Below are 18,163 nucleotides of genomic sequence, written 5' to 3' on the forward strand. Positions count from 1 at the left end.
ATGGGCTGATCGCATGACGAACCCGCGAACCATCGCACCACCGGCCGCTCCGCCCGCCATCCCGTAGCGCTGGTCGCCGGTCCTCGCCGTCGTGTTCGCCATCTTCACCGTGGTGTCCTCCGAGATGATGCCGGTCGGTCTGCTCACCGCGGTGGCGCACGGCCTCGGGGTCAGCGGCGGGGTCACCGGACTCTCCCTCACCGGCCTGATCGCCGCCGCCCTCGCCCCGTTCACCCCGAGGCTGGTCGCCCGGCGCGAGCGCAGGGCCGTCCTGGTGACCTTCATGGTGCTGCTCGGCCCGGCGAACGCGCTGTCCGCCCTGGCGCCGAACTTCGCCGTCCTCGCCGTCGGCCGGATCCTGCTCGGTGCGGCGATGGGCATCGTCCGGGGCCTGGTCACGAGCCTCGGCCCGCGCCTGGCCGAAGGCCCGCGGATCGGCCTCGCCATGACGCTGATCTTCTCCGGCGTCTCCATCGCCTCCGTGCTCGGCGTCCCGCTGGGCACCTTCCTGGCCGCGCTGCTCGACTGGCGCTTCGCGTTCTGGACGCTCGCCGCCCTCGGCGCCGCCTGTGCCGCCGTCGTGCCGGTGCTGCCCGCACCGCCGGTGCCCGAAGGCGGACGGACGGCCGGGCGGGCCGGCCGCCGCGCTGCGCCACCGCGGCGTGGCCGTGGGAATCGCCGTCACCGCCGTCGTGCTCGGCCACTTCGCCAGCTACACCTACGTCCGCCCCGTCCTCGAAGCCGACGCGGGCCTGAGCAGCGGCGTGACCGCCGCCTGCCTGCCGGCCTACGGGCTGGCGGGCGGTGGTTCCACCCCGACAGCCTACGCCCGGCCGCGCACCCCGCCCCGGGTCATTCCCCCCAGGGGCAGGAGGCCGCGGCGCGCTCCAACTCGGTCACGCCGTCGGCCCGGCGTTCCCGCAGCAGTTCGCCGCCGAGGGAGTAGCGGGGGGACGCGGCGTCCGACCGGGCGGCCCGTTCCACGATCGCGTCGACGAGGGAGCGGACCATCGACAGGCGCGGATGGGCGGCGTGGATCCGCTTCTCCCACGGGGAGACGACCGCGGCGTTGCGCCCGAAGTCGCTGCCCACGCCCTCGCGGGTGAGGTAGCACAGCAGGCCGCGGCGCTCGGCGATACCGGGCGAGGTGTGCAGGGCGATCGCCTCCCACACCCGGTCGACGTCGGCCTCGGGAACGTCGTGCCGCCGCAGCAGATCCGCCGCCAGGTCCGCGCCCTCCACCTCGAAGCGGGCCGCGCCCGGCGCCAGGTCACCCGCGCCCAGATCGTGCAGCACGGTCGCGGCGAACAGCAGGTCGCGGTCGTACGCGGCGTCCTCCAGGCATCCCTCGTGGGCGGCGACGAGCTCGGCGAAGAGGAAGCTGCGCACGCTGTGATTGGCCACCGAGGGGGTCTCGGAGGCCCGCACGGTGGAGAGGACGGCTTCGGCCAGGGGGCCGGACGGCAGGTCGAGTGAGAAGTCCATGGGCGCAGACTACGAATGCTCCGCCGGCCGGCGACAGTGGCACGCGGGGCAGGTACCGCTAGGATCGTGCCATGTCGGCTGTGGAGGAGCATCGGGTCGCGGTGCTGGCGCTTCCGGGGGTGCTCCCGCTCGACCTGGGCATCCCGGTGCAGACCTTCGGCACGGACCCGCACTACCGGGTCACCGTCTGCGCGGACCCGGCGGCCGGGCCGGTCCGCAGCGGCGGGTTCACCGTCACCGCACCGGCCGGGCTGGAAGCTCTGCGGGACGCGGACACCGTTGTCGTCCCCGGCTACGAGGACCCGCAGGCCGCGCCGCCCGCCGCCGCGCTGTCGGCGATCCGCTCCGCGCACGCCCGAGGCGCACGGCTGGTGTCGATCTGCACCGGGGCGTTCGCGCTGGCCGCCGCCGGGCTGTTGGACGGGCGCCCCGCGACGACCCACTGGCGGGACGCCGCCGCCCTGCAGCGCTGGTACCCCCGGATCGACGTACGTCCGAACCGGCTCTTCGTCGACGACGGCGGCATCCTCACCTCGGCGGGAGTCACCGCCGGCATCGACCTGTGCCTGCACATCATCCGGCGCGACCACGGCGCCGCGGCCGCCAACAACCGCGCCCGGGCACTCGTCGCCCCGCCCCAACGGCCCGGTGACCAGGCGCAGTTCATCGAACGCTTCCGGCCCGCCGACCGCGGGGAGGAACTCGCCCCGGTCCGGGCCTGGATGCTCGACAACCTCGCGCACCGCCACAGCGTGGACGAACTGGCCCGCCGCGCGCACATGTCCCGGCGGACCTTCATCCGGCGCTTCCAGCAGGAGACGGACACTTCGCCGATGGCCTGGCTGACCGCCGCCCGCATCGACTGGGCCCGCGAGCTCCTGGAGACGACCGCGGCCCCCGTCGAACAGGTCGCCCGGCTCAGCGGCCTGGGCAGCCCCGCCGCCTTCCGGGCGGCCTTCCACCGCCACGTCGGCACCTCCCCGACGGACTACCGCACCACGTTCCGCGCCTGACGCCGCCGCGTCCGCGCCGCCGAGTACGGTCTCCCAGGCGAGGCGGCCGCTGTCGCCGTCCTTGACGCGCACGACGGGGCGGCGGGAGTCGACGGAGTCGACGACGGCGAGCTTGGTGCGCGCGGTCTTCTCGGCGTTCTGGGCGCTGATCCGGGCGGTGGTGGCGCCGCCGATGCGGCCGGAGGCGGCGGACTGGAGGCCGCGGACCTTGCCCTGGGAGTCGGCGAGCACGACGGCGTCGCCGCCGACGACGGGCAGGCCCTTGTAGCTGCGCTCGTAGGCGACGGAGTAGAGGCCGCCGACCCAGGGGGTGACGTTCGTGCGCTCGTACGTCTCGTCCGGGCCCTTGGCGAGGGCGTCCAGGCCGGCGGCGGCCAGGGCGCTGGGCGGCGCGGGGGTGGGCGCGGCGATGGCTGGGCCCACAGTGGCGGCGATGGTGCCGGCCAGCACGGTCAGGGTGGTTGCCGCGGTCAGTAACCGGCCTGCGGTAGCACCGCGTTTCATCGAGGCTCCTAGCATGTGGGGGTCCTCGACCGCGGAAGGCATGGCTGATGGCGCACCGCAGGGCCGTGTTCGGGGACGGCCGTGCGGGCCTTGCTGGTCGCCGGCCCGACCCGCACCCCGCGCAGGCCGGCCTGCGCCGTTCTGCCGCGCCCGCCGCGCCACCCCGTTCCGGTGTTCCCGGAACCGACCGAGCCTTCGCGCCGTCCCCTCCTACGACTGAGGTCCGGGACCCGCGAACGGAGCCGCCCGCCCGCCGATCAACCGCCGCCGCCGGGCTTGCCGGACGGGCGGGGTGGGAAGGACGGGGCAAAGGCCCGGATACGGGGGAGCGGGCGGCGGGGCGCGGAGTGGGGGGCGTGTGACGAGTCGTGTCAGGCATGCGGTGCGGGGCGGGGCGGTGGGGCTGGCCGTCTGGTGGCTGTGGATGCCGCTGCTCGCGTTCGTCGTCCGGCTGGTCAAGCACGTCGCGTTCGGCGGCTTCGGGCAGCAGGACCAGAGCTATCTGCTGCTGATCGAGCGGGAGTTCTTCCCGAACGGCGGTCCACTGGACGCGGCGCCGCTGTTCTGGTTCTGGGTCGCGGTGGGGCTGTGCGGCACGGTGTGGGGGGTCGTCCACATCGCGGACGAGGCCGGGGCGGGCCTCGGCGGGTGGCGGGTACGCCTGACCGTGGCGGTGGTCGTGGTCGCGATGGCCGGCTCGCTGGCGCGCGCCGGCACCGGGCTGTGGGACGCCGACAAGGACGCCGGCCGCTTCTACGCGGCGGCGACCGTGCTCGACATCCCGGCCGGCGGCGCGGGCACACCGCGTTCGGTGCTGCCGGTGACCGAGCACACCCGCCCCGGCGACGGCGGCCGCTGCGACCTGGTGGGCACCGCGGACGTGCCGGCCTGTGTGAAGACCGCGCCGATGCCGGACTTCGACTTCGAGGCGCGCACCGCCTCCTACGCCGCCGCGACCAAGGCGCTCACCGACAGCGCCGGCCTGACCTCCGGGATCCACCTGCTGGGGCACAGCCTGCACTACCTGCCCGACGACTCGGCGGGCGGCGGAGTGTGGACGGCCGTCCTGGACGGCTCCGGCGAGCAGCCGATGGAGGGCGTCGCCGTCTGGGACGGCCGCTCGAACTCCGTGGTCACCTGTGCCTTCCGCGGCGACCACGCCTTCCGCCGGGCCTTCGGCGGGACGGGGGCCGTCAGCCTGCGCAACCTGCTCGCCGAGCGCTTCCCGGGCCTGGTCTACAGCGACCAGGACATCTGGGGCTACTGCGACGGCACCGACCCGCGCACCGCCCAGCCGGTGGTGGTCATCTCGGTGGCGCGGCAGACCGGCTTCCGGCAGCGCACGGTGCTGGAGCCGGCCGGTGTGCTGGTGTTGCGTGGCTCGCCGGACGGCCGCCCGGAGGTGTCCTACCGGGCGAACGTGGCCCCGGGCGAACTCCCGGGGGCGGTGTACCCGGCCTCGGTGGTCCGCTCGCAGATCCACGAGGTGCAGTGGCTCGGTGGGCGCGGCGCGAAGGACGACCGAGGCTTCGGCTACGCGCACACCTCGGCGGCGACCAACGCCACCAACCCGGGGGAGTTCCTGCTGCGCTCGAAGGCGGACGGGCACCTCTACTACGTGACGCCGCTGGTGCCGAGGGACAGCTCCTCGCAACTGGTGGTGGCCTTCGCCGTCGTGCAGGCCGACCGCGCCGGCGGCGGCCTCAACGACCTGCACGTGTACGTGCGCGGCGACGACGACCCGTCGGTGAACCTGGACGTGCTGGCCAGCCGGATGGTGTCGTACATGGCGCAGCAGACGTCGATCACCATCAGTGCCGGGAAGGACGGTGCGCTGCAGGAGATCATCCCGTTCGGCCGGGACAAGTGGCGCGGTTTCGTGGACTTCAACGGGCAGACCCAGGACTACATCGACCTTTCCGGCGACGCCCGGGTGACGCCCAATCTGGTCTCGCTGAACGGCAGTATCACCGCGCCGGGCGGCCGGCCTCCCCAGGCCCCGTCCCCGTCCTCGTCGCCGAACCCGGCCTCGCCCTCCGCGCCCGCGGCTCCGTCGGCGGGCGGATGCGGCGACGACCCGGGGAAGTTGACGACCGGGCAGCTCGCGGCCTGCGTCGCGGAGCTCTCCAAGGCGCTCCAGGGCCGCGTCCAGGACCAGGCCACGCCCCGGCCCTGACCCCCGGGGCACGCGCCGTCGACCGCCGGTCCGCCTCGCTGGCCCCGTTCGCCCGGCCGTGGCCGCCGGCCGCCTGGCCGGACGTGCCGACCAGGTTCCTGCTGTCCGCCGACGACCGCTTCTTCCCGGCCGGATTCATGGGGGTCGCCGAGTGCCTCGGTCTGCGACCGGACGAGCTGTCCGGCGACCACTGCCCGATGCTCGGCCACCCGAAGGAGGTGGCCGAGCATCGGGAGGCCTGCCGCACCGCGCTCTGAGCGCGACAGGGCGGCAGGGCGGCCGAGCGGTAGAGCGACAGGGCCTCGGACCGTCAGGAGACGGCGATCTCGCCGAGCTGCAGGTAGTGGTCGCCGAACTGGTCGGTGCTCAGCCGGGTGCCGGTGACCTTCACGTAGCGGGCCGTGGCCGGTGCGAACGGGAAGGTCAGGGTGCCGCCCGGGCGGGGCTGGTCGTGGCGGTCCTCGACGGTGGTCCAGGTGGTGCCGTCGGTCGAGACCTGGACGGTGTAGTCGACCGGGAACCCGAGGCCGGTGTTGGCGCCGTCGGTGCGCGGGGTCAGCCGGACCTGCTCGATCCGGCTCGCGCCCTGGAGGTCCACGACGACCGACTCGTTGGCCGCCGCCGTCGGCGACTTGAGGCTGCTCCATCCCATCGAGTAGCCCGCGGCGGAGTTCAGCACGCCGTCCGTGGCCGCGGCGCGGCCCCAGCCGGAGCCCTCGATCGAACTCGACGTGGTCACCGGCCGGTTGGCGGCCAGGTTGTCGCCGGCGGCCTCGATCTCGGCGAGCTGCATGTGGTAGTTGCCGCGCGGGTCGGTCTGCAGCCTGGTCCCGGTGACCTTGACATAGCGCACGTCGGTGGGCGCGAACGCGACGGCCTGGGCCGAGGCGTCGGGCCGCGGCTGGTCGTGCCGGTCGGTGACGGTGGTCCAGGTGCTCTTGTCGGTCGAGACCTGGACGGTGTAGTCGACCGGGAAGCCCAGGCCGGTGTTGGCGCCGTCGGCGCGGGCGAAGAGGTCCAGCCGGCTGATCCGGTGGTTCGAGCCGAGGTCGACGGTGACCGACTCGGTGTGGTCGGTGGACACGTTGTTGATGCTGCTCCAGCCGAGGGTGCCGGTCGGCAGCGACCGGCGGCCGTCGGTGAGGGCGGCGCTGCTCCAGCCGTCGGCCTCGTAGCTGCTGGTGGCGGAGACGGCGGCGGCCTCGGCGGGGTCGGTGCCGGGGTTGAGCCGCACGTTGTCGAAGCGGGCGGCGGCGCCGCCGGTGACGAGCCCGATGTTGCCGACCGGGTAGCCCGAGTCGTCGACGGACATCAGCTTCGTCGCGCCCGCGTACACGTCGAGCGTCGAGCCGCGGGTGACGACCCGCAGGGTGACCGTCTGACCGGGGGTGAAGCCGGGCACGTTGGCGGTGCGCAGCATGGTGTTGCCGCGGTTGACGAAGACCTCGCCGTTGTTGCGCAGCGCCACCAGGTAGCCGGTCTGGCGGTCGACCGGGTTCTGGCTGTGGACGGTCAGGCCGGCCCAGTTCGCGTTGCCACCGCTGGCGTTGGTCCCGGTGATCCGGACGTCGACGGAGGCGGCGACGTCCCCGTAGGCGCGTCCGGCCACCGCGGCGACGTTGTTCCACTCGTCACCGGTGCTGGTCTGCGCGTAGCCCTGGTCGCCGGTGACGGACCAGGAGCCGTGGGTGTGGCGCCACTGGGTGTCGGCGCCGGAGGAGAAGTCGTCGGTGAACGGGTAGGAGGCGTCGGGTCCAGGGGAGGTGAGGGCGTCGAGGATCTGCTTGTGGCGGTAGTCGATCTCGGTGCCCGAGGTGGTGAACTCGGTGGAGCTGGTGATCAGCGACGAGGTCAGGGCGTGGGCCAGGACCGGCTTGGTGGCGGCGAGCTGCTTGAGCAACTCGTAGTCCTGGACGCCGGCGAGCAGGGCCTCGCTGCGCATGCTGTCGAAGACGTCGGGCGCACCGGGCTTCGGGTTCGGGCGCACCAGGAACGGGTCGCCGCTGGTCCAGTCGTTGAAGGTGTCGACGCCCTTGTACTTGCCGGCGTTGGCGTCCCACTCCGACCAGATGTTCCAGCCCCAGTGGAGGAAGCCGTTGCCGCCGATCGCCGACACCATCCACGGCGTCAGCCGGGAGTCGGAGAGGGGGTAGCTGATGAGGCGGTTGGCGTGGCCGTCCTCGGGGCTGCCGCTGAAGTAGAGCCAGAGGTCCTTGCCGGCCAGGCGCTTGTCCTGGTAGTAGGCGGCGTTGGTGTCGTAGTCGTCGTCGACGTGCGGGGTGAGGGTGGAGAGCGTGTTGTCGACGGAGGGCCCGGTCCACAGGTGGGCCTCGTTGGTCATGCCCTGCGGGAAGTACTGGTGGAAGCGCTGGTAGAGCCAGTTGGAGTTGGCCGCCCAGCCGGTGTTGGCGGGGTTGGGCTCGTCGGACGCGGAGAGGTAGAACACGTCGCTCCACCGGCGGCCCGGTGCGCAGACCGTTCCCGCGTCCAGGCACTTGGTGTCGAGGTGGGCCTTGAGCGCGGGCAGGGCGGCGGCGAGGTACTTCTCGGCCTGGTCCGAGCCGGGTGCCACGCGGGCCATCCGCACCCCGCCGCTGCCGTCCGGGACGAGGACCTCCACGTTCGAGCCGTCGTCCTCCAGGAGGTGGGGGGTGTAGATGTACTGGAGCGCTCCGGCGTCCTGGAAGAGCTGGACGAAGCGGTCGAAGGTCGTCCAGTCGAAGGTGTAGGTGCCGTTCACCAGCGTGGTGCCGGGGATGGCGAGTGCCTGGAAGTCCGCGAAGACCGTGTTGTTGCGGTGCTTGGCGTGGTTCTTGGCGATGTTCCCCATCAGGGTCCACCAGTCGGGGGAGTACGCGTCCACTCCGTACTGGCTGGGTATCGAACTGGCCGTCAGGGTGTAGTCCCAGCCGACCGAGGTGAACCAGTTGTTCAGCCGGAAGGTGGAGCGGTTCGTCGGGGGCAGTTCGGCCGCGTACACCGTCACCGAGACCGGAACGTTCACCGGGCCCGCCGAACTCTTCACGGTGGCTTTCCCGGTGTAGGTGCCGGGCGCCTGCCCGGGGGGCACCGCCACGCTGTAGTGGTACGGCTGGGTGGTGTTGGTCGCCAGGTTGTAGGGGTCGTTGCCGACGAGCGCGTCGTAGTACTCGTTGCCGCCGTTCGGCGGGTCCTGGCGGTGCGGGCTGTTGTTCTTCGAGATGTTCGGGTGGTTGTATTCCCGGTTGACGGTGATCCTGGAGGCCGGGATCACCGCCCCGCCCGGTCCGGTGAGGTCGCTCGCCTGCACCGACAGACCGGTCAGGCTCCCCCCGGAGCGGACGGCGATCTGGGCGGTCTGGACCTCGTTCCGCGCGGCGAACATGGTCACCGGACCGGTCGGCCGCTGGGGGGCCGGCGAGGACGAGAAGACATGGTCGGCGCCGCTGGCGACCCAGACCGAGGGCGGGGCGGCGGCCCCGGCCTGACCGGGCAGCACGGAGGCCGCGACCAACGCCGCCAATGCCGCTATCGAAGCCCTTGTGGACAGTTTCCCCACGACATCCCCTTCATCGTATTCATACTGCTCCGCACACGGTCGATCCGTGGCGCTACAAGTCATATCGCATGAAGAGCAGGTTGTTTGAGGCTTTGACAGAAAAGCGGGATCTTCCTCAGCGTTGCCGCGGACGGCGCCCCGGGGCCGGGTCGAGGGGGAGCCGGTCACCGGTGGCGCCGGCTTCCAGCCGTCCGTAGTCCGGGTGGTCCAGCCGGTGGTGGACGTAGATCTGATCGGCCCGCGGCGGGTCGAACGGCGTGAACGCCCGCAGGCCCAGGACGCGTCCGGTCGGCCGGTCGCGGTGGGCGGCGTTGAACTCGGCGACCGCGGCGGCCTCGCCGATCTGCTCGACGGTTCCCGGCAGGTCGTCGAGGCAGCAGGTCACCCGCGGCAGGAGGTGTCCGTGCGCGGGGCCCCGGAACAGACCGAGGGCCGTCGCGGTCGACGAGTAGTAGTCCAGGTCGAGGGCGACGAAGCCGACCGGATGGTCGCGCAGTTCGTCGGCGCGCGCCTCCAGGTAGTCGGGCAGTGTGCGGGTGAGGTTGCCGATCACCAGCTCGGCCGCTCCCGGCCGGGCGTGTGGTCCATCGTGTAGTAGCCGGGGGCGAACAGGTGGGGGAGGTCCCGGGGGTCCGTCACATCGGGCAGCCCCGCCCCGCTGTCGAAGCCGACGACCCGCACCGCCACCCCGGTGGCGGCGGCGTAGTAGCGGGCGTGCTCGGCGAGTGCCGGCAGCCCGTTGCCGCCGGCCACCCCGAACTCCACCACCGTGACACCCCGGTGGCCCAGCCGCGCCGCCAGTTCGGTGGCCCGCCGCACGCCGTAGGCGTAGTGCGGCCGCTCGACCGGCCCGAACCGGTACGCGGACGCCGAACCGGCATCCCCCTGGGTGTCGACCCCGACCTCCACCGCCCCGACCACACCCGCCCGCCGCCCGCCGGCGCCACCGTCGTCCTGTTCACCGACGGCCTCGTCGAGGACCCCGCGCGCCCCATCGACGAGGGCCTGGACGCCCTCGCCGTCCTCGCCGCCGCCCACGCCACCCTGCCGCTCGACGACCTCGTCCACGTCCTCTCCGACCACCACCCCAGCGACGGCCACCACGCCGGTGATCAGCTCCGAACAGATTGGGATTGACCGTTCGGCATATCCGACCGAAAACGATCATTCAGAGATCGGCCTGTTGTGCACCGCGCGGGCCGGGCCGGAGCAAACCCGGTGACACACGTGGGTTACGCAAGGAGACTGTCTGCGGAGACACGGACAACCGAAGGCTGAGGGGCAACACGGTGGCACTGGCCAAGAAGGGTTCCCGCCGCATCGTCGTCGACGGTGTCGAGTACCGCTGGCGGGTGAGCAGGCGGCACCTGTGCTGTGACTACGAAGGCGGCACCTTGGGCTACGTGGCGGAGGAGGCGGCCCGCCCGGGGGCGACGCTCGTCGTGGAGACCGGACGGCGGGCCTTCGTCGCCCCGGACCTGGTGCCGGACCAGGTCGTCCTGCCGGGGGAGGTCGCCGCCGGTATCCGGGCGGCGCGCTCGAAGGGCTGGACGCCGAGCTCCAGCGGCTCGCCCTTCAAGCTGGACCTGTCCGCCGGCTGAGTGGGGCGGCTCGGGCTCCGCCGGTCCCGGCCGCTGCCGCGACAGCGCCGGGGCGTCATCGGGTATCGGAGAGCGTGGCGCCCGCACCTGAGGCCAGGGCGTCCCCCAGCGCCGTGCGCTGGTAGAGCACGGAGCGCCCCGAGCGGGCGCGGCTGAGCAGGCCGGCATCGAGCAGGACCGCGAGGTGGTCACCGACCGCGCCGGTCGCCAGCCGGAGCTGGCGGGCGAGCTGGCTGGTGCTGGCGGGGGTGTCCAGCGCGGCGAGGACCCGGGCCCGCGAACGCCCGATCAGCGCGCCGAGGGCCTGGGGCGGGCCGGCGGGCGGTGTCCCCAGGAGGGCGGCGGTGCCGTGGGCGGGGTAGATCAGGGTCTTCGGCCAGGGCGGCGCCGTGTGCGCCGCCACGGTCGGGACGATGAAGACCGAGGGGATCAGCAGCAGTCCCTCCCCGGCCAGCGCCACGGTGTCGCCGGCAGCAACGCGGACCTCGATCGCCCCGTCCCGCCACGACACCCCGTCGTGCAGGCCGGCGATCACGGCCTCCCACCCCTGTTCGCCGATCAGGCCCACCCGGTGCACCACGTCCCGCTCGCTGACCGGCGATGCCTATGTGCTGGGGCGGTCACTGAACAGCATGGCCTCCTCGGTCGCCCAACTGGCGGGCCTGGCCGTCGGCGGGGCCGCCGTCGCGGCCCTCGGCACCCGCCAGGCGCTCGCCGTCGGCGCCGCGCTCCACCTCACGGCCGCGGTGGCGGTGCGTCTGGGCCTGCCGCGAATCGACCCCGGCAGCGGTCCGTCCGGCTCCGTGGCGAAGGCCGGACTGCGCGGGACCGCAGCCCTGATGAGCACCCGGTGCCCGCGACGGCTGCTGCTCGCGCAGTGGCTGCCGGGCGCCGCCACGGCCGGCGTCGAGGCGCTGATCGTCGCCTACGCGGGGCAGCGGCACTTCGCCCCCGGCACCTACGCCCTGCTGATGGCCTGTGTGCCGGCCGGCATGCTGACGGGCGCCCTGGTCGTCGGCCGCCTGGTGCGGCCGCCCGTGCGGGAGCGCCTGGTGGCCCCGCTCGCCGCAGTGATGGGACTTCCGCTGCTGGCCTTCGCGGCCGGTCCCGGCGCCGGGTTGAGCGCGGTCCTGCTGCTCTGCGCCGGGACCGGCTTCGCCTACTCCCTGGGGCTGCAGCGGGCCTTCCTGGACGCCGTGCCCGCCGCCGCCCAGGGTCAGGCGTTCGGGCTGCTGCACTCCGGCACCATGACCCTGCAGGGCGTCGGCCCCGCCTGCTTCGGTGTGCTCGCGACCGTGGCGGGCACCGGCGCCGCCACCTTGGCGACCGCCTGCTGGATCGCCACCTGGCACACCGCGACCCCGTCGTAGTCGCGGCCCCGGGCCGCCCTTTGCCCGGGCACCCGCCCGCGGGGTCCGGAAGAGTGTCGACTTCATCATGGCCTGTCAGGGGGCCTGTCCGGTAGGACCGGGAGCACAGCCGATCGCCCTTGTCCGGCGCCTCGGCGGCGCGCAGACTCGACGTCATGCACTCTCCCCGGCTCCGTGCCGGCGCCCGGGAGCGGGCGCCGGCACGTACGTCGTGCTGCCCTGCGCGGCCGCCGGGGAGGGGGCGACGACGAAGGGGGACACGGTGAATCAGGATGCGGTACTGCGGGCGAGGATGCTGCTGCTCGGCACGGACCGGCGGGTGCTGCGGGGGCGGCGGGGGCTGTGGGCCTACCGGGTGCTGACGCAGGTCTCGCCCGAGGTGTACGGATCGAAGCCGGCCCGGGTGCTGGTCGACGCGACCCGCTTTCCGGTCCGTTGCTCCCACCGCGGGCACCACGCGGGGGCGCCCGGGGGCGCTGCTCGGGCGTCAGCCCGCGCTGTGGATGCGGGCCAGTCGGGCGCCGGCGGCGGTGAGCCAGTGGGCCGCCCGGTGGCGGGCGTCGGCCGGGTCGCCGGACAGTGCCGTGAGGGTGAGCGCGCCGGGGTCGGAGGCCTCGCCGGCGACGACCCGGGCGGGGACGCCGGCCCGCTCCGCGCGGGCGAGGACCTCGCCGACCGCCTTGCCGTGCAGGCTGGTGAGGTCGAAGCGGCCCTCGCCGGTGATCACCAGGCCGGCCCCGGAGAGGGCCGCGTCGAGTCCGGTCAGCCCGGCCACCGCCGCCGCACCGGGGACCACCCGGGCGCCCCAGGCGTTCACCAGGCCGTAGGCGGTGCCGCCGGCCGTGCCCGAGCCGGGGAGGTCCGGGTCGCCCCCGAGCAGGTCGGCGAAGCGCCGCAGCCCCGCCTCCAGCAGGGCGATCCGGGCCGGGTCGGCGCCCTTCTGCGGGCCGTAGACCGCGGCCGCCCCGGTGGGGCCGAGCAGCGGGTTGGTGACGTCGGTCAGCAGCCGGACGCCGCCGGGCGGGGCGGGGCGCAGGGCGGTTCGGTCGAGCCGGGCGGCCCGGGTGAGGGCGCCGCCGCCGTCCGGGAGGTCGGCGCCGGTGTCGTCCAGCAGCCGCAGGCCGAGGGCGGCCAGCAGTCCGGCACCGCCGTCGGTGGACGCGGAGCCGCCGAGCGCGACGGTCACCTGCCGCGCGCCGGCGTCCAGCGCGGCGGCGATGGTCTCGCCGGTGCCGCGGGTGCCGGCGGTGAGCGGGGCGAGGGCGTCGCCGAGCAGCGGCAGGCCGCCCGTGTCGGCCAGTTCGACCAGCGCGGTGCCGTCCGGCAACAGCGCGAAGCGTCCGGCGACCGGCCGCCCGTCGGGGCCGGTGCAGCAGGGGACCAGGTGCAGGACGGCGCCGGGGAGGGCCGCCGCGAGCGCGTCGAGGGTGCCCTCCCCGCCGTCGGCCATCGGACGGATCAGCAGCTCGTCGCCCGGCCGCACCGAGCGCCAGCCGGCGGCCAGCGCCAGGGCGGCGTCCCGGGCGGTGACGGTGCCCTTGAAGGAGTCCGGCGCGACGACGACCCTCACGGCGTGGCCAGGTGGGTGCGGTGCCGCTCGATGAGGGTGCGCAGCGTCAGCTCGCCCGGGGTGTCCCAGATCTCCTGGTTGAAGATCTCGACCTCGATCCAGCCCTCGTACCCGGCGGCGGTGACCAGGTCGGTGAGGGCACGGAAGTCGATGTGGCCGTCTCCGACGTGGCCGCGGCCGAGCAGGGCGTCGGCGGGCAGCGGCAGGGTCCAGTCGCACACCTGGTAGGAGGCGATCCGGCCCTCCCGCCCGGCGCGGGCGATCTGCTCGCGCAGGGCCGGGTCCCACCAGACGTGGTAGCTGTCGACGACGACGCCGACCTGCCGGGCGGGGTGCAGGGCGGCGAGGTCGAGCGCCTGGCCCAGGGTGGAGACCACCGCCCGGTCGGCGCAGAACATCGGGTGCAGCGGCTCGATCGCCAGCCGCACGCCGAAGTCGCCCGCGTGCGGGGCGAGTTCGGCGAGCAGGTCGGCGACGGCGGCGCGGGCGCCGACCAGGTCGCGGCTGCCGGCCGGCAGGCCGCCGACGACCAGCACCAGGGTGTCGGTGCCGAGTTCGGCGGCCTCCTCGACGGCCTGGAGGTTGTCGGCGAGCGCGGCCCGGCGTTCCCCGGGCCCGTCGGCGGTGAGGAAACCGCCCCGGCAGAGGCTGCTGACGGCGAGTCCGGCGTCCCGGCACAGCTTCGCGGAGCGGGCCAGGCCGGTCTCGGCGACCTTGTCGCGCCACAGCCCGATGGCCGGGATGCCGGCGTCCGCACAGCCCCGCACAGCCTGCGGCAGGCTCCAGCCCCGGGTGGTGATCTGGTTGAGCGACAGCCTTTCGAGGCCGTTCATCGCGTCGGCGCCGTTCATGCCGTCACCCCCGCGACCGCGAGCAGCCGGCGCATCCGCCCGGCGGCGAGGTCGGGGTCGGGGAGCACCCCGGCCGCGTCGGCGAGCCGGAACAGCTCCACCAGGTGGGGCACCGAACGCCCGCTCTGCGCACCGCCCACCATGGTGAAGTGGTCCTGGTGGCCCGCCAGCCAGGCGAGGAAGACCACGCCGGTCTTGTAGTGGAAGGTCGGTGCGGCGAACAGGTGCCGGGCCAGCGGCACGGTCGGCGCGAACAGTTCCTCGTAGCGGTCGAGGTCGCCCTCGTCCAGCGCCCGCAGCGCCGCCGCGGCGGTGGCCGCGATCGGGTCGAAGACGCCCAGCAGGGCGTGGCTGTGGCCGAGTTCGTCGCCGCGGATCAGCTCGGGGTAGTGGAAGTCGTCACCCGTGTACATCCGCACGCCGGCCGGCAGCGCGCGGCGCAGGGCGATCTCCCGGCCGGCGTCCAGCAGCGAGACCTTGATGCCCTCGATCCGGTCGGCGTGCGCGCCGATCAGCTCCAGCACGGTGGCGGCGGCCGCGTCGAGGTCGGTGGAGCCCCAGTAGCCGGCCAGGGCGGGGTCGAACATCTCGCCGAGCCAGTGCAGCAGCACGGGGCGCTCGGAGCCCGCGATCAGCGCGCCGTACACCTCCAGGTAGTCCTCCGGGCCGCGCGCGGCGGCGGCCAGGGCGCGGCTGGCCATCAGGATCGGCTGCGCGCCGGCCTCCTGGACCACGGTCAGCTGCTCCTCGTAGGCGGCCCGGACGGCGTTCAGCGGGTGGGTGCCGGGGGCGAGCTGGTCGGTGCCGACGCCGCAGGCCAGCCGGCCGCCGCAGGCGCGGGCCGCAGCCCCGGAGCGGGTGATCAGCTCGCGGGTGGCCGGCCAGTCGAGGCCCATGCCGCGCTGGGCGGTGTCCATCGCGTCGGCCACGCCGAGGCCCAGCGACCACAGGTGCCGGCGGAAGGCAAGGGTGGCGTCCCAGTCGACGGCGGCGGGTGCGCCGGGGGCGTTGTCGCCCAGCGGGTCGGCGACCACGTGGGCGGCGGCGAAGGCCACCCGCGAGCGGGCCGGGGCGGGCGAGGCGGGCAGGGCCGCGGGCTCGCGCAGCCGGATCCGGCCGTGGCCGGGCAGGTCGATCTCGGTCATCGGAATTCCTTCGTGGATACTCTCGGCTTTGGCCGGGGGAGCGGCTCGTTCGTGAGAACCAAACGATCGTGATCGAGGATCTGACCGTCCGGAACATGCTCAGGAACCGGACGCTTGCCCGTGCCGTCTCGGACGCGGGCTGGGCCGAACTGCGGTCCATGCTGGAGTACAAGGCCGACTGGTACGGCCGGGACCTGGTGGCCGTGGACCGTTGGTTCCCCTCGTCTGAACTGTGTTCGGCCAGCGGCATCCTGCGGGGCAGGATGCCGCTGAACGTCCGTGAGTGGACGTGCGGCTGCGGTGCGACCCATGACCGGGACGTGAACGCGGCACGCAACATCGTTGCCGCCGGGCTGGCGGTTGCAGCCTGTGGAGGCGGTGCAAGACCTCAACGCAGTACTCCGGGCGGGCGGTCGTCGGTGAAGCAGGAAGTAGTCCCACCGCCGCGCTCGCGCGCAGCGGCTCAGCCGCGAGGCTGAGGGGACCTCCCTCTCCTCAGGAGGGGAAGGAAGTCAAGGTGTCAGTGCATCCGTCTCGTCGGCGGGCGGCTGCGGGGCGGTCGGGTCCCCGGCGGCCGGGTGCGGAGTGGCCGGGTGCCGGCCGGCCGGCCCGGGTGCGGCCGCCGGGCGGTCACAGGGACAGTTCGTGGACGTCCATCCGGCGTCCCTCGTGGGCGGAGCGCAGGCCGAGTTCGGCGAGCTGCACGCCCTTGGCGCCCTCCAGCAGGTCCCAGTGGTAGGGGGAGCCGGTGGTCACGTGGCGCAGGAACAGCTCCCACTGCGTCTTGAAGCCGTTGTCGAACTCCTCGTTGTCCGGCACTCGCTGCCACTGCGCGCGGAACGGCTCGGTCACCGGCAGGTCCGGGTTCCAGACCGGCTTGGGGGTGGCCGCGCGGTGCTGGAAGCGGCACTCGCGCAGTCCGGCGACCGCACTGCCCTCGGTGCCGTCCACCTGGAACTCCACCAGCTCGTCGCGGTCCACCCGGACCGCCCAGGAGGAGTTGATCTGGGCGGTGATGCCGCCCTCCAGCTCGAAGACGCCGTACGCGGCGTCGTCGGCGGTGGCCCGGTAGACCTGCCCGTGCTCGTCCGTCCGCTCGGGGATGTGGGTGGCGGTGTGCGCGTACACCGAGCGGACGGGGGCGATGATGCCGTCCAGCACGTAGCGCCAGTGCGGGAACATGTCGAGGACCATGCCGCCGCCGTCCTCGGCGCGGTAGTTCCAGGACGGCCGCTGGGCCTGCTGCCAGTCGCCCTCGAAGACCCAGTACCCGAACTCGCCGCGCACGGAGAGGATCCGGCCGAAGAACCCGCCGTCCACCAGCCGCTTGAGCTTGCGCAGGCCGGGGAGGAAGAGCTTGTCCTGCACGGCGCCGTTGCACACCCCGGCGTCGCGGGCGAGGCGCGCGAGGTCGAGCGCGGCCTCCAGCGACTCGGCGGTGGGCTTCTCGGTGTAGATGTGCTTGCCGGCGGCGATCGCCGTGCGCAGCGCGGTCTCCCGGGCGGGGGTGACCTGGGCGTCGAAGTAGATCTCGGCGAGCGGGTGGGCGAGGGCCTCGTCGAGCGAGGTGGTCCAGTGGGTGAGGCCGTGCCGGTCGGCGAGGTCCTCGAGCTTGGCGGCGTTGCGGCCGACCAGGATCGGTTCGGGCCACAGCGTCTCGCCGTCGCCGAGCGGCAGGCCGCCCTGGTCGCGGATGGCGAGGATGGAGCGGACCAGGTGCTGGCGGTAGCCCATCCGGCCGGTGACGCCGTTCATGACGATGCCGATCACCCTGCGGGGCATGGGGGTTCTCCGATTCGTTGCTGGTGCGGGGACGCGATGCGGGGGCACGCGCTGCGTGTGCACGTGGTGCGGGGCCGCGCGGCGCGGGATCACGCGGTGCGGTGGACGTCCTCGGCGAGGACGGGGTGAGCGAACGGCTGCCCGGCGGTGTAGCGGGCGAGTTCGTCCGCGGCGGCGGCCGCCATCCGGTGCAGCTCACCGCCGAGGGAGCCGGCCACGTGGGGCGTGAGGAAGACGTTCGGCAGGTCGTAGAGCGGGGAGTCGGCGGGCAGCACCTCGGGCTCGGTGACGTCGATGACGGCGTCGAGGCGCCCGGAGGCGACCTCGCGCACCAGCGCCTCCTGGTCGACCAGGGAACCGCGCGAGGTGTTGACCAGAGTGGTGCCGTCGCGCATCAGGGCGAGCCGGCGGCCGTCGATCAGGTGCAGGGTGGCCGGGAGTTCGGGGGCGTGCACGCTCACCACGTCGGAGGCGGCGCAGAGCTCGTCCAGGCCGACGGCGCGCGCGCCGAGCCGGGCGGCCTCGGCGGGGTCGACGTAGGGGTCGTGCAGCAGCAGGTCGAGGTCGTGCGGGCGCAGCAGTTCCAGCACCCGTCGGCCGATCCGGGAGGCGCCGACGACGCCGACGGTGCGCCGGTAGTTGCCCGCCGCGGCGTACGCCAGCTGCCAGTCGTGCGGGGCGCGGCGGCGCCGGTACTCCTCGCGGATCGGCAGCAGCCGCTTGTTGGCGAGCAGCACGACGGCGACGGTGTACTCGGCGACCGGCAGGGCGTTGGCCCAGGCCGCGGAGGTGACCTGCAGGCCGCGGCGCCAGCAGGCCTCGGTGACGTGGTGCTTGACCGAGCCGGCGGCGTGGATGACGGCGCTCAGCCGCGGGGCGGCGGCCAGCACCTCCTCGTCGATCGGCGGGCAGCCCCAGCTGGAGACGATCACCTCGGCGCCGGCGAGCGCCGCGCGGGCCTCGGGGGTGGTGAAGTCGTCCAGGACGAGCGCGGGGTCGAGGTCGGCCAGCGCGGTGAGCCGGGCCAGGGTGTGCGGGTCGATCAGGCGGCCGGCGAGCTCGCGGTGCATGGCGAGGACGGCGCGGGGGCGGTGGGCGGGCCGGCCGTCGGGCACGGTGGTCTCCCGG

General features: G+C 74.1%; 18 protein-coding genes and 1 pseudogene. 8 read left to right on the top strand and 11 right to left on the bottom strand.

The annotated features are described in order from the left end of the window. Positions 1-91: 91 nt before the first annotated feature. A complete protein-coding gene (locus ACIO5D_RS37415; RefSeq protein ID WP_400800725.1) occupies positions 92-946 on the top strand; it encodes an MFS transporter in 855 nt (284 codons plus the stop codon). Here ACIO5D_RS37415 and ACIO5D_RS37420 read toward each other — a convergent pair. Further along, entirely contained in the window at positions 853-1,485 is a 633-nt protein-coding gene (locus ACIO5D_RS37420; RefSeq protein ID WP_363608214.1) for an HD domain-containing protein, read from the bottom strand. The two genes, ACIO5D_RS37415 and ACIO5D_RS37420, sit on opposite strands and share 94 nt — an antisense overlap. Before the next feature lie 71 nt (positions 1,486-1,556). On the opposite strand from ACIO5D_RS37420, the gene ACIO5D_RS37425 reads away from it, so the two are divergent. Further along, positions 1,557-2,498, top strand: coding sequence for a GlxA family transcriptional regulator (locus ACIO5D_RS37425; protein WP_400800728.1), 942 nt, complete (start codon positions 1,557-1,559; stop codon positions 2,496-2,498). Positions 2,499-2,705: 207 nt separating this feature from the next. Here ACIO5D_RS37425 and ACIO5D_RS37430 read toward each other — a convergent pair. Beyond that, positions 2,706-3,044: pseudogene (locus ACIO5D_RS37430) on the bottom strand (hypothetical protein); the annotation flags it as partial. Positions 3,045-3,360: 316 nt separating this feature from the next. Here ACIO5D_RS37430 and ACIO5D_RS37435 point away from each other — a divergent pair. Further along, positions 3,361-5,178 (top strand): hypothetical protein, encoded by a 1,818-nt coding sequence (locus ACIO5D_RS37435; protein WP_400800731.1) that lies wholly within the window; start codon positions 3,361-3,363, stop codon positions 5,176-5,178. An 83-nt stretch (positions 5,179-5,261) separates the two neighbouring features. Then, on the top strand, positions 5,262-5,435 hold the full coding sequence (locus ACIO5D_RS37440; RefSeq protein WP_400800734.1) for a hypothetical protein: 174 nt from the start codon (positions 5,262-5,264) through the stop codon (positions 5,433-5,435). A gap of 53 nt (positions 5,436-5,488) precedes the next feature. On the opposite strand, the gene ACIO5D_RS37445 is transcribed toward ACIO5D_RS37440, so the two are convergent. The 3 genes from ACIO5D_RS37445 to ACIO5D_RS37455 form a co-directional block, all read right to left on the bottom strand. After that, entirely contained in the window at positions 5,489-8,680 is a 3,192-nt protein-coding gene (locus ACIO5D_RS37445) for a discoidin domain-containing protein (protein WP_400800737.1), read from the bottom strand. 151 nt (positions 8,681-8,831) lie between these two features. Beyond that, a complete protein-coding gene (locus ACIO5D_RS37450; protein ID WP_400800740.1) occupies positions 8,832-9,269 on the bottom strand; it encodes a hypothetical protein in 438 nt (145 codons plus the stop codon). After that, positions 9,266-9,535 (bottom strand): hypothetical protein, encoded by a 270-nt coding sequence (locus tag ACIO5D_RS37455; protein WP_400800743.1) that lies wholly within the window; start codon positions 9,533-9,535, stop codon positions 9,266-9,268. Before ACIO5D_RS37455 ends, ACIO5D_RS37450 begins: the two co-directional genes overlap by 4 nt. A gap of 12 nt (positions 9,536-9,547) precedes the next feature. On the opposite strand from ACIO5D_RS37455, the gene ACIO5D_RS37460 reads away from it, so the two are divergent. After that, a complete protein-coding gene (locus ACIO5D_RS37460) occupies positions 9,548-9,853 on the top strand; it encodes a SpoIIE family protein phosphatase (protein WP_400800746.1) in 306 nt (101 codons plus the stop codon). Between the two features lie 152 nt (positions 9,854-10,005). Further along, positions 10,006-10,317: a hypothetical protein gene (locus ACIO5D_RS37465; protein ID WP_363608209.1), complete on the top strand. Its 312-nt coding sequence runs from the start codon at positions 10,006-10,008 to the stop codon at positions 10,315-10,317. Between the two features lie 55 nt (positions 10,318-10,372). Here the strand turns inward: ACIO5D_RS37465 and ACIO5D_RS37470 are convergent, their stop codons facing one another. Further along, complete coding sequence (locus ACIO5D_RS37470; protein WP_400800749.1) at positions 10,373-10,897, bottom strand: winged helix-turn-helix domain-containing protein; 525 nt, start codon at positions 10,895-10,897, stop codon at positions 10,373-10,375. Between the two features lie 52 nt (positions 10,898-10,949). Between ACIO5D_RS37470 and ACIO5D_RS37475 the strand changes: the two genes are divergently transcribed. Further along, complete coding sequence (locus ACIO5D_RS37475; protein ID WP_363608207.1) at positions 10,950-11,687, top strand: MFS transporter; 738 nt, start codon at positions 10,950-10,952, stop codon at positions 11,685-11,687. 487 nt (positions 11,688-12,174) lie between these two features. On the opposite strand, the gene ACIO5D_RS37480 is transcribed toward ACIO5D_RS37475, so the two are convergent. Genes ACIO5D_RS37480 through ACIO5D_RS37490 form a run of 3 tightly spaced genes read right to left on the bottom strand, consistent with a single transcriptional unit; the run spans position 12,175 to position 15,220 of the window. After that, complete coding sequence (locus ACIO5D_RS37480) at positions 12,175-13,257, bottom strand: glycerate kinase (RefSeq protein WP_400800752.1); 1,083 nt, start codon at positions 13,255-13,257, stop codon at positions 12,175-12,177. Then, positions 13,254-14,108, bottom strand: a complete 855-nt coding sequence (locus tag ACIO5D_RS37485) for a sugar phosphate isomerase/epimerase family protein (RefSeq protein ID WP_400757029.1) — start codon at positions 14,106-14,108, stop codon at positions 13,254-13,256. The genes ACIO5D_RS37480 and ACIO5D_RS37485 overlap by 4 nt, the downstream gene beginning before the upstream one ends. Further along, complete coding sequence (locus ACIO5D_RS37490) at positions 14,105-15,220, bottom strand: dihydrodipicolinate synthase family protein (protein ID WP_400800762.1); 1,116 nt, start codon at positions 15,218-15,220, stop codon at positions 14,105-14,107. The genes ACIO5D_RS37485 and ACIO5D_RS37490 overlap by 4 nt, the downstream gene beginning before the upstream one ends. Here ACIO5D_RS37490 and ACIO5D_RS37495 point away from each other — a divergent pair. Beyond that, complete coding sequence (locus ACIO5D_RS37495) at positions 15,103-15,732, top strand: RNA-guided endonuclease TnpB family protein (RefSeq protein WP_400757030.1); 630 nt, start codon at positions 15,103-15,105, stop codon at positions 15,730-15,732. The genes ACIO5D_RS37490 and ACIO5D_RS37495 overlap by 118 nt on opposite strands. 151 nt (positions 15,733-15,883) lie before the next feature. On the opposite strand, the gene ACIO5D_RS37500 is transcribed toward ACIO5D_RS37495, so the two are convergent. After that, a complete protein-coding gene (locus tag ACIO5D_RS37500) occupies positions 15,884-17,035 on the bottom strand; it encodes a Gfo/Idh/MocA family protein (RefSeq protein WP_400652639.1) in 1,152 nt (383 codons plus the stop codon). Positions 17,036-17,124: 89 nt separating this feature from the next. Further along, the gene (locus tag ACIO5D_RS37505) at positions 17,125-18,105 is read right to left on the bottom strand and encodes a hydroxyacid dehydrogenase (protein ID WP_363608313.1); all 981 of its coding nucleotides are present in this window, start codon (positions 18,103-18,105) and stop codon (positions 17,125-17,127) included. Positions 18,106-18,163: the final 58 nt, after the last annotated feature.

This window comes from Kitasatospora sp. NPDC087315, from assembly GCF_044744345.1.
Classification (GTDB): Bacteria; Actinomycetota; Actinomycetes; order Streptomycetales; family Streptomycetaceae; genus Kitasatospora.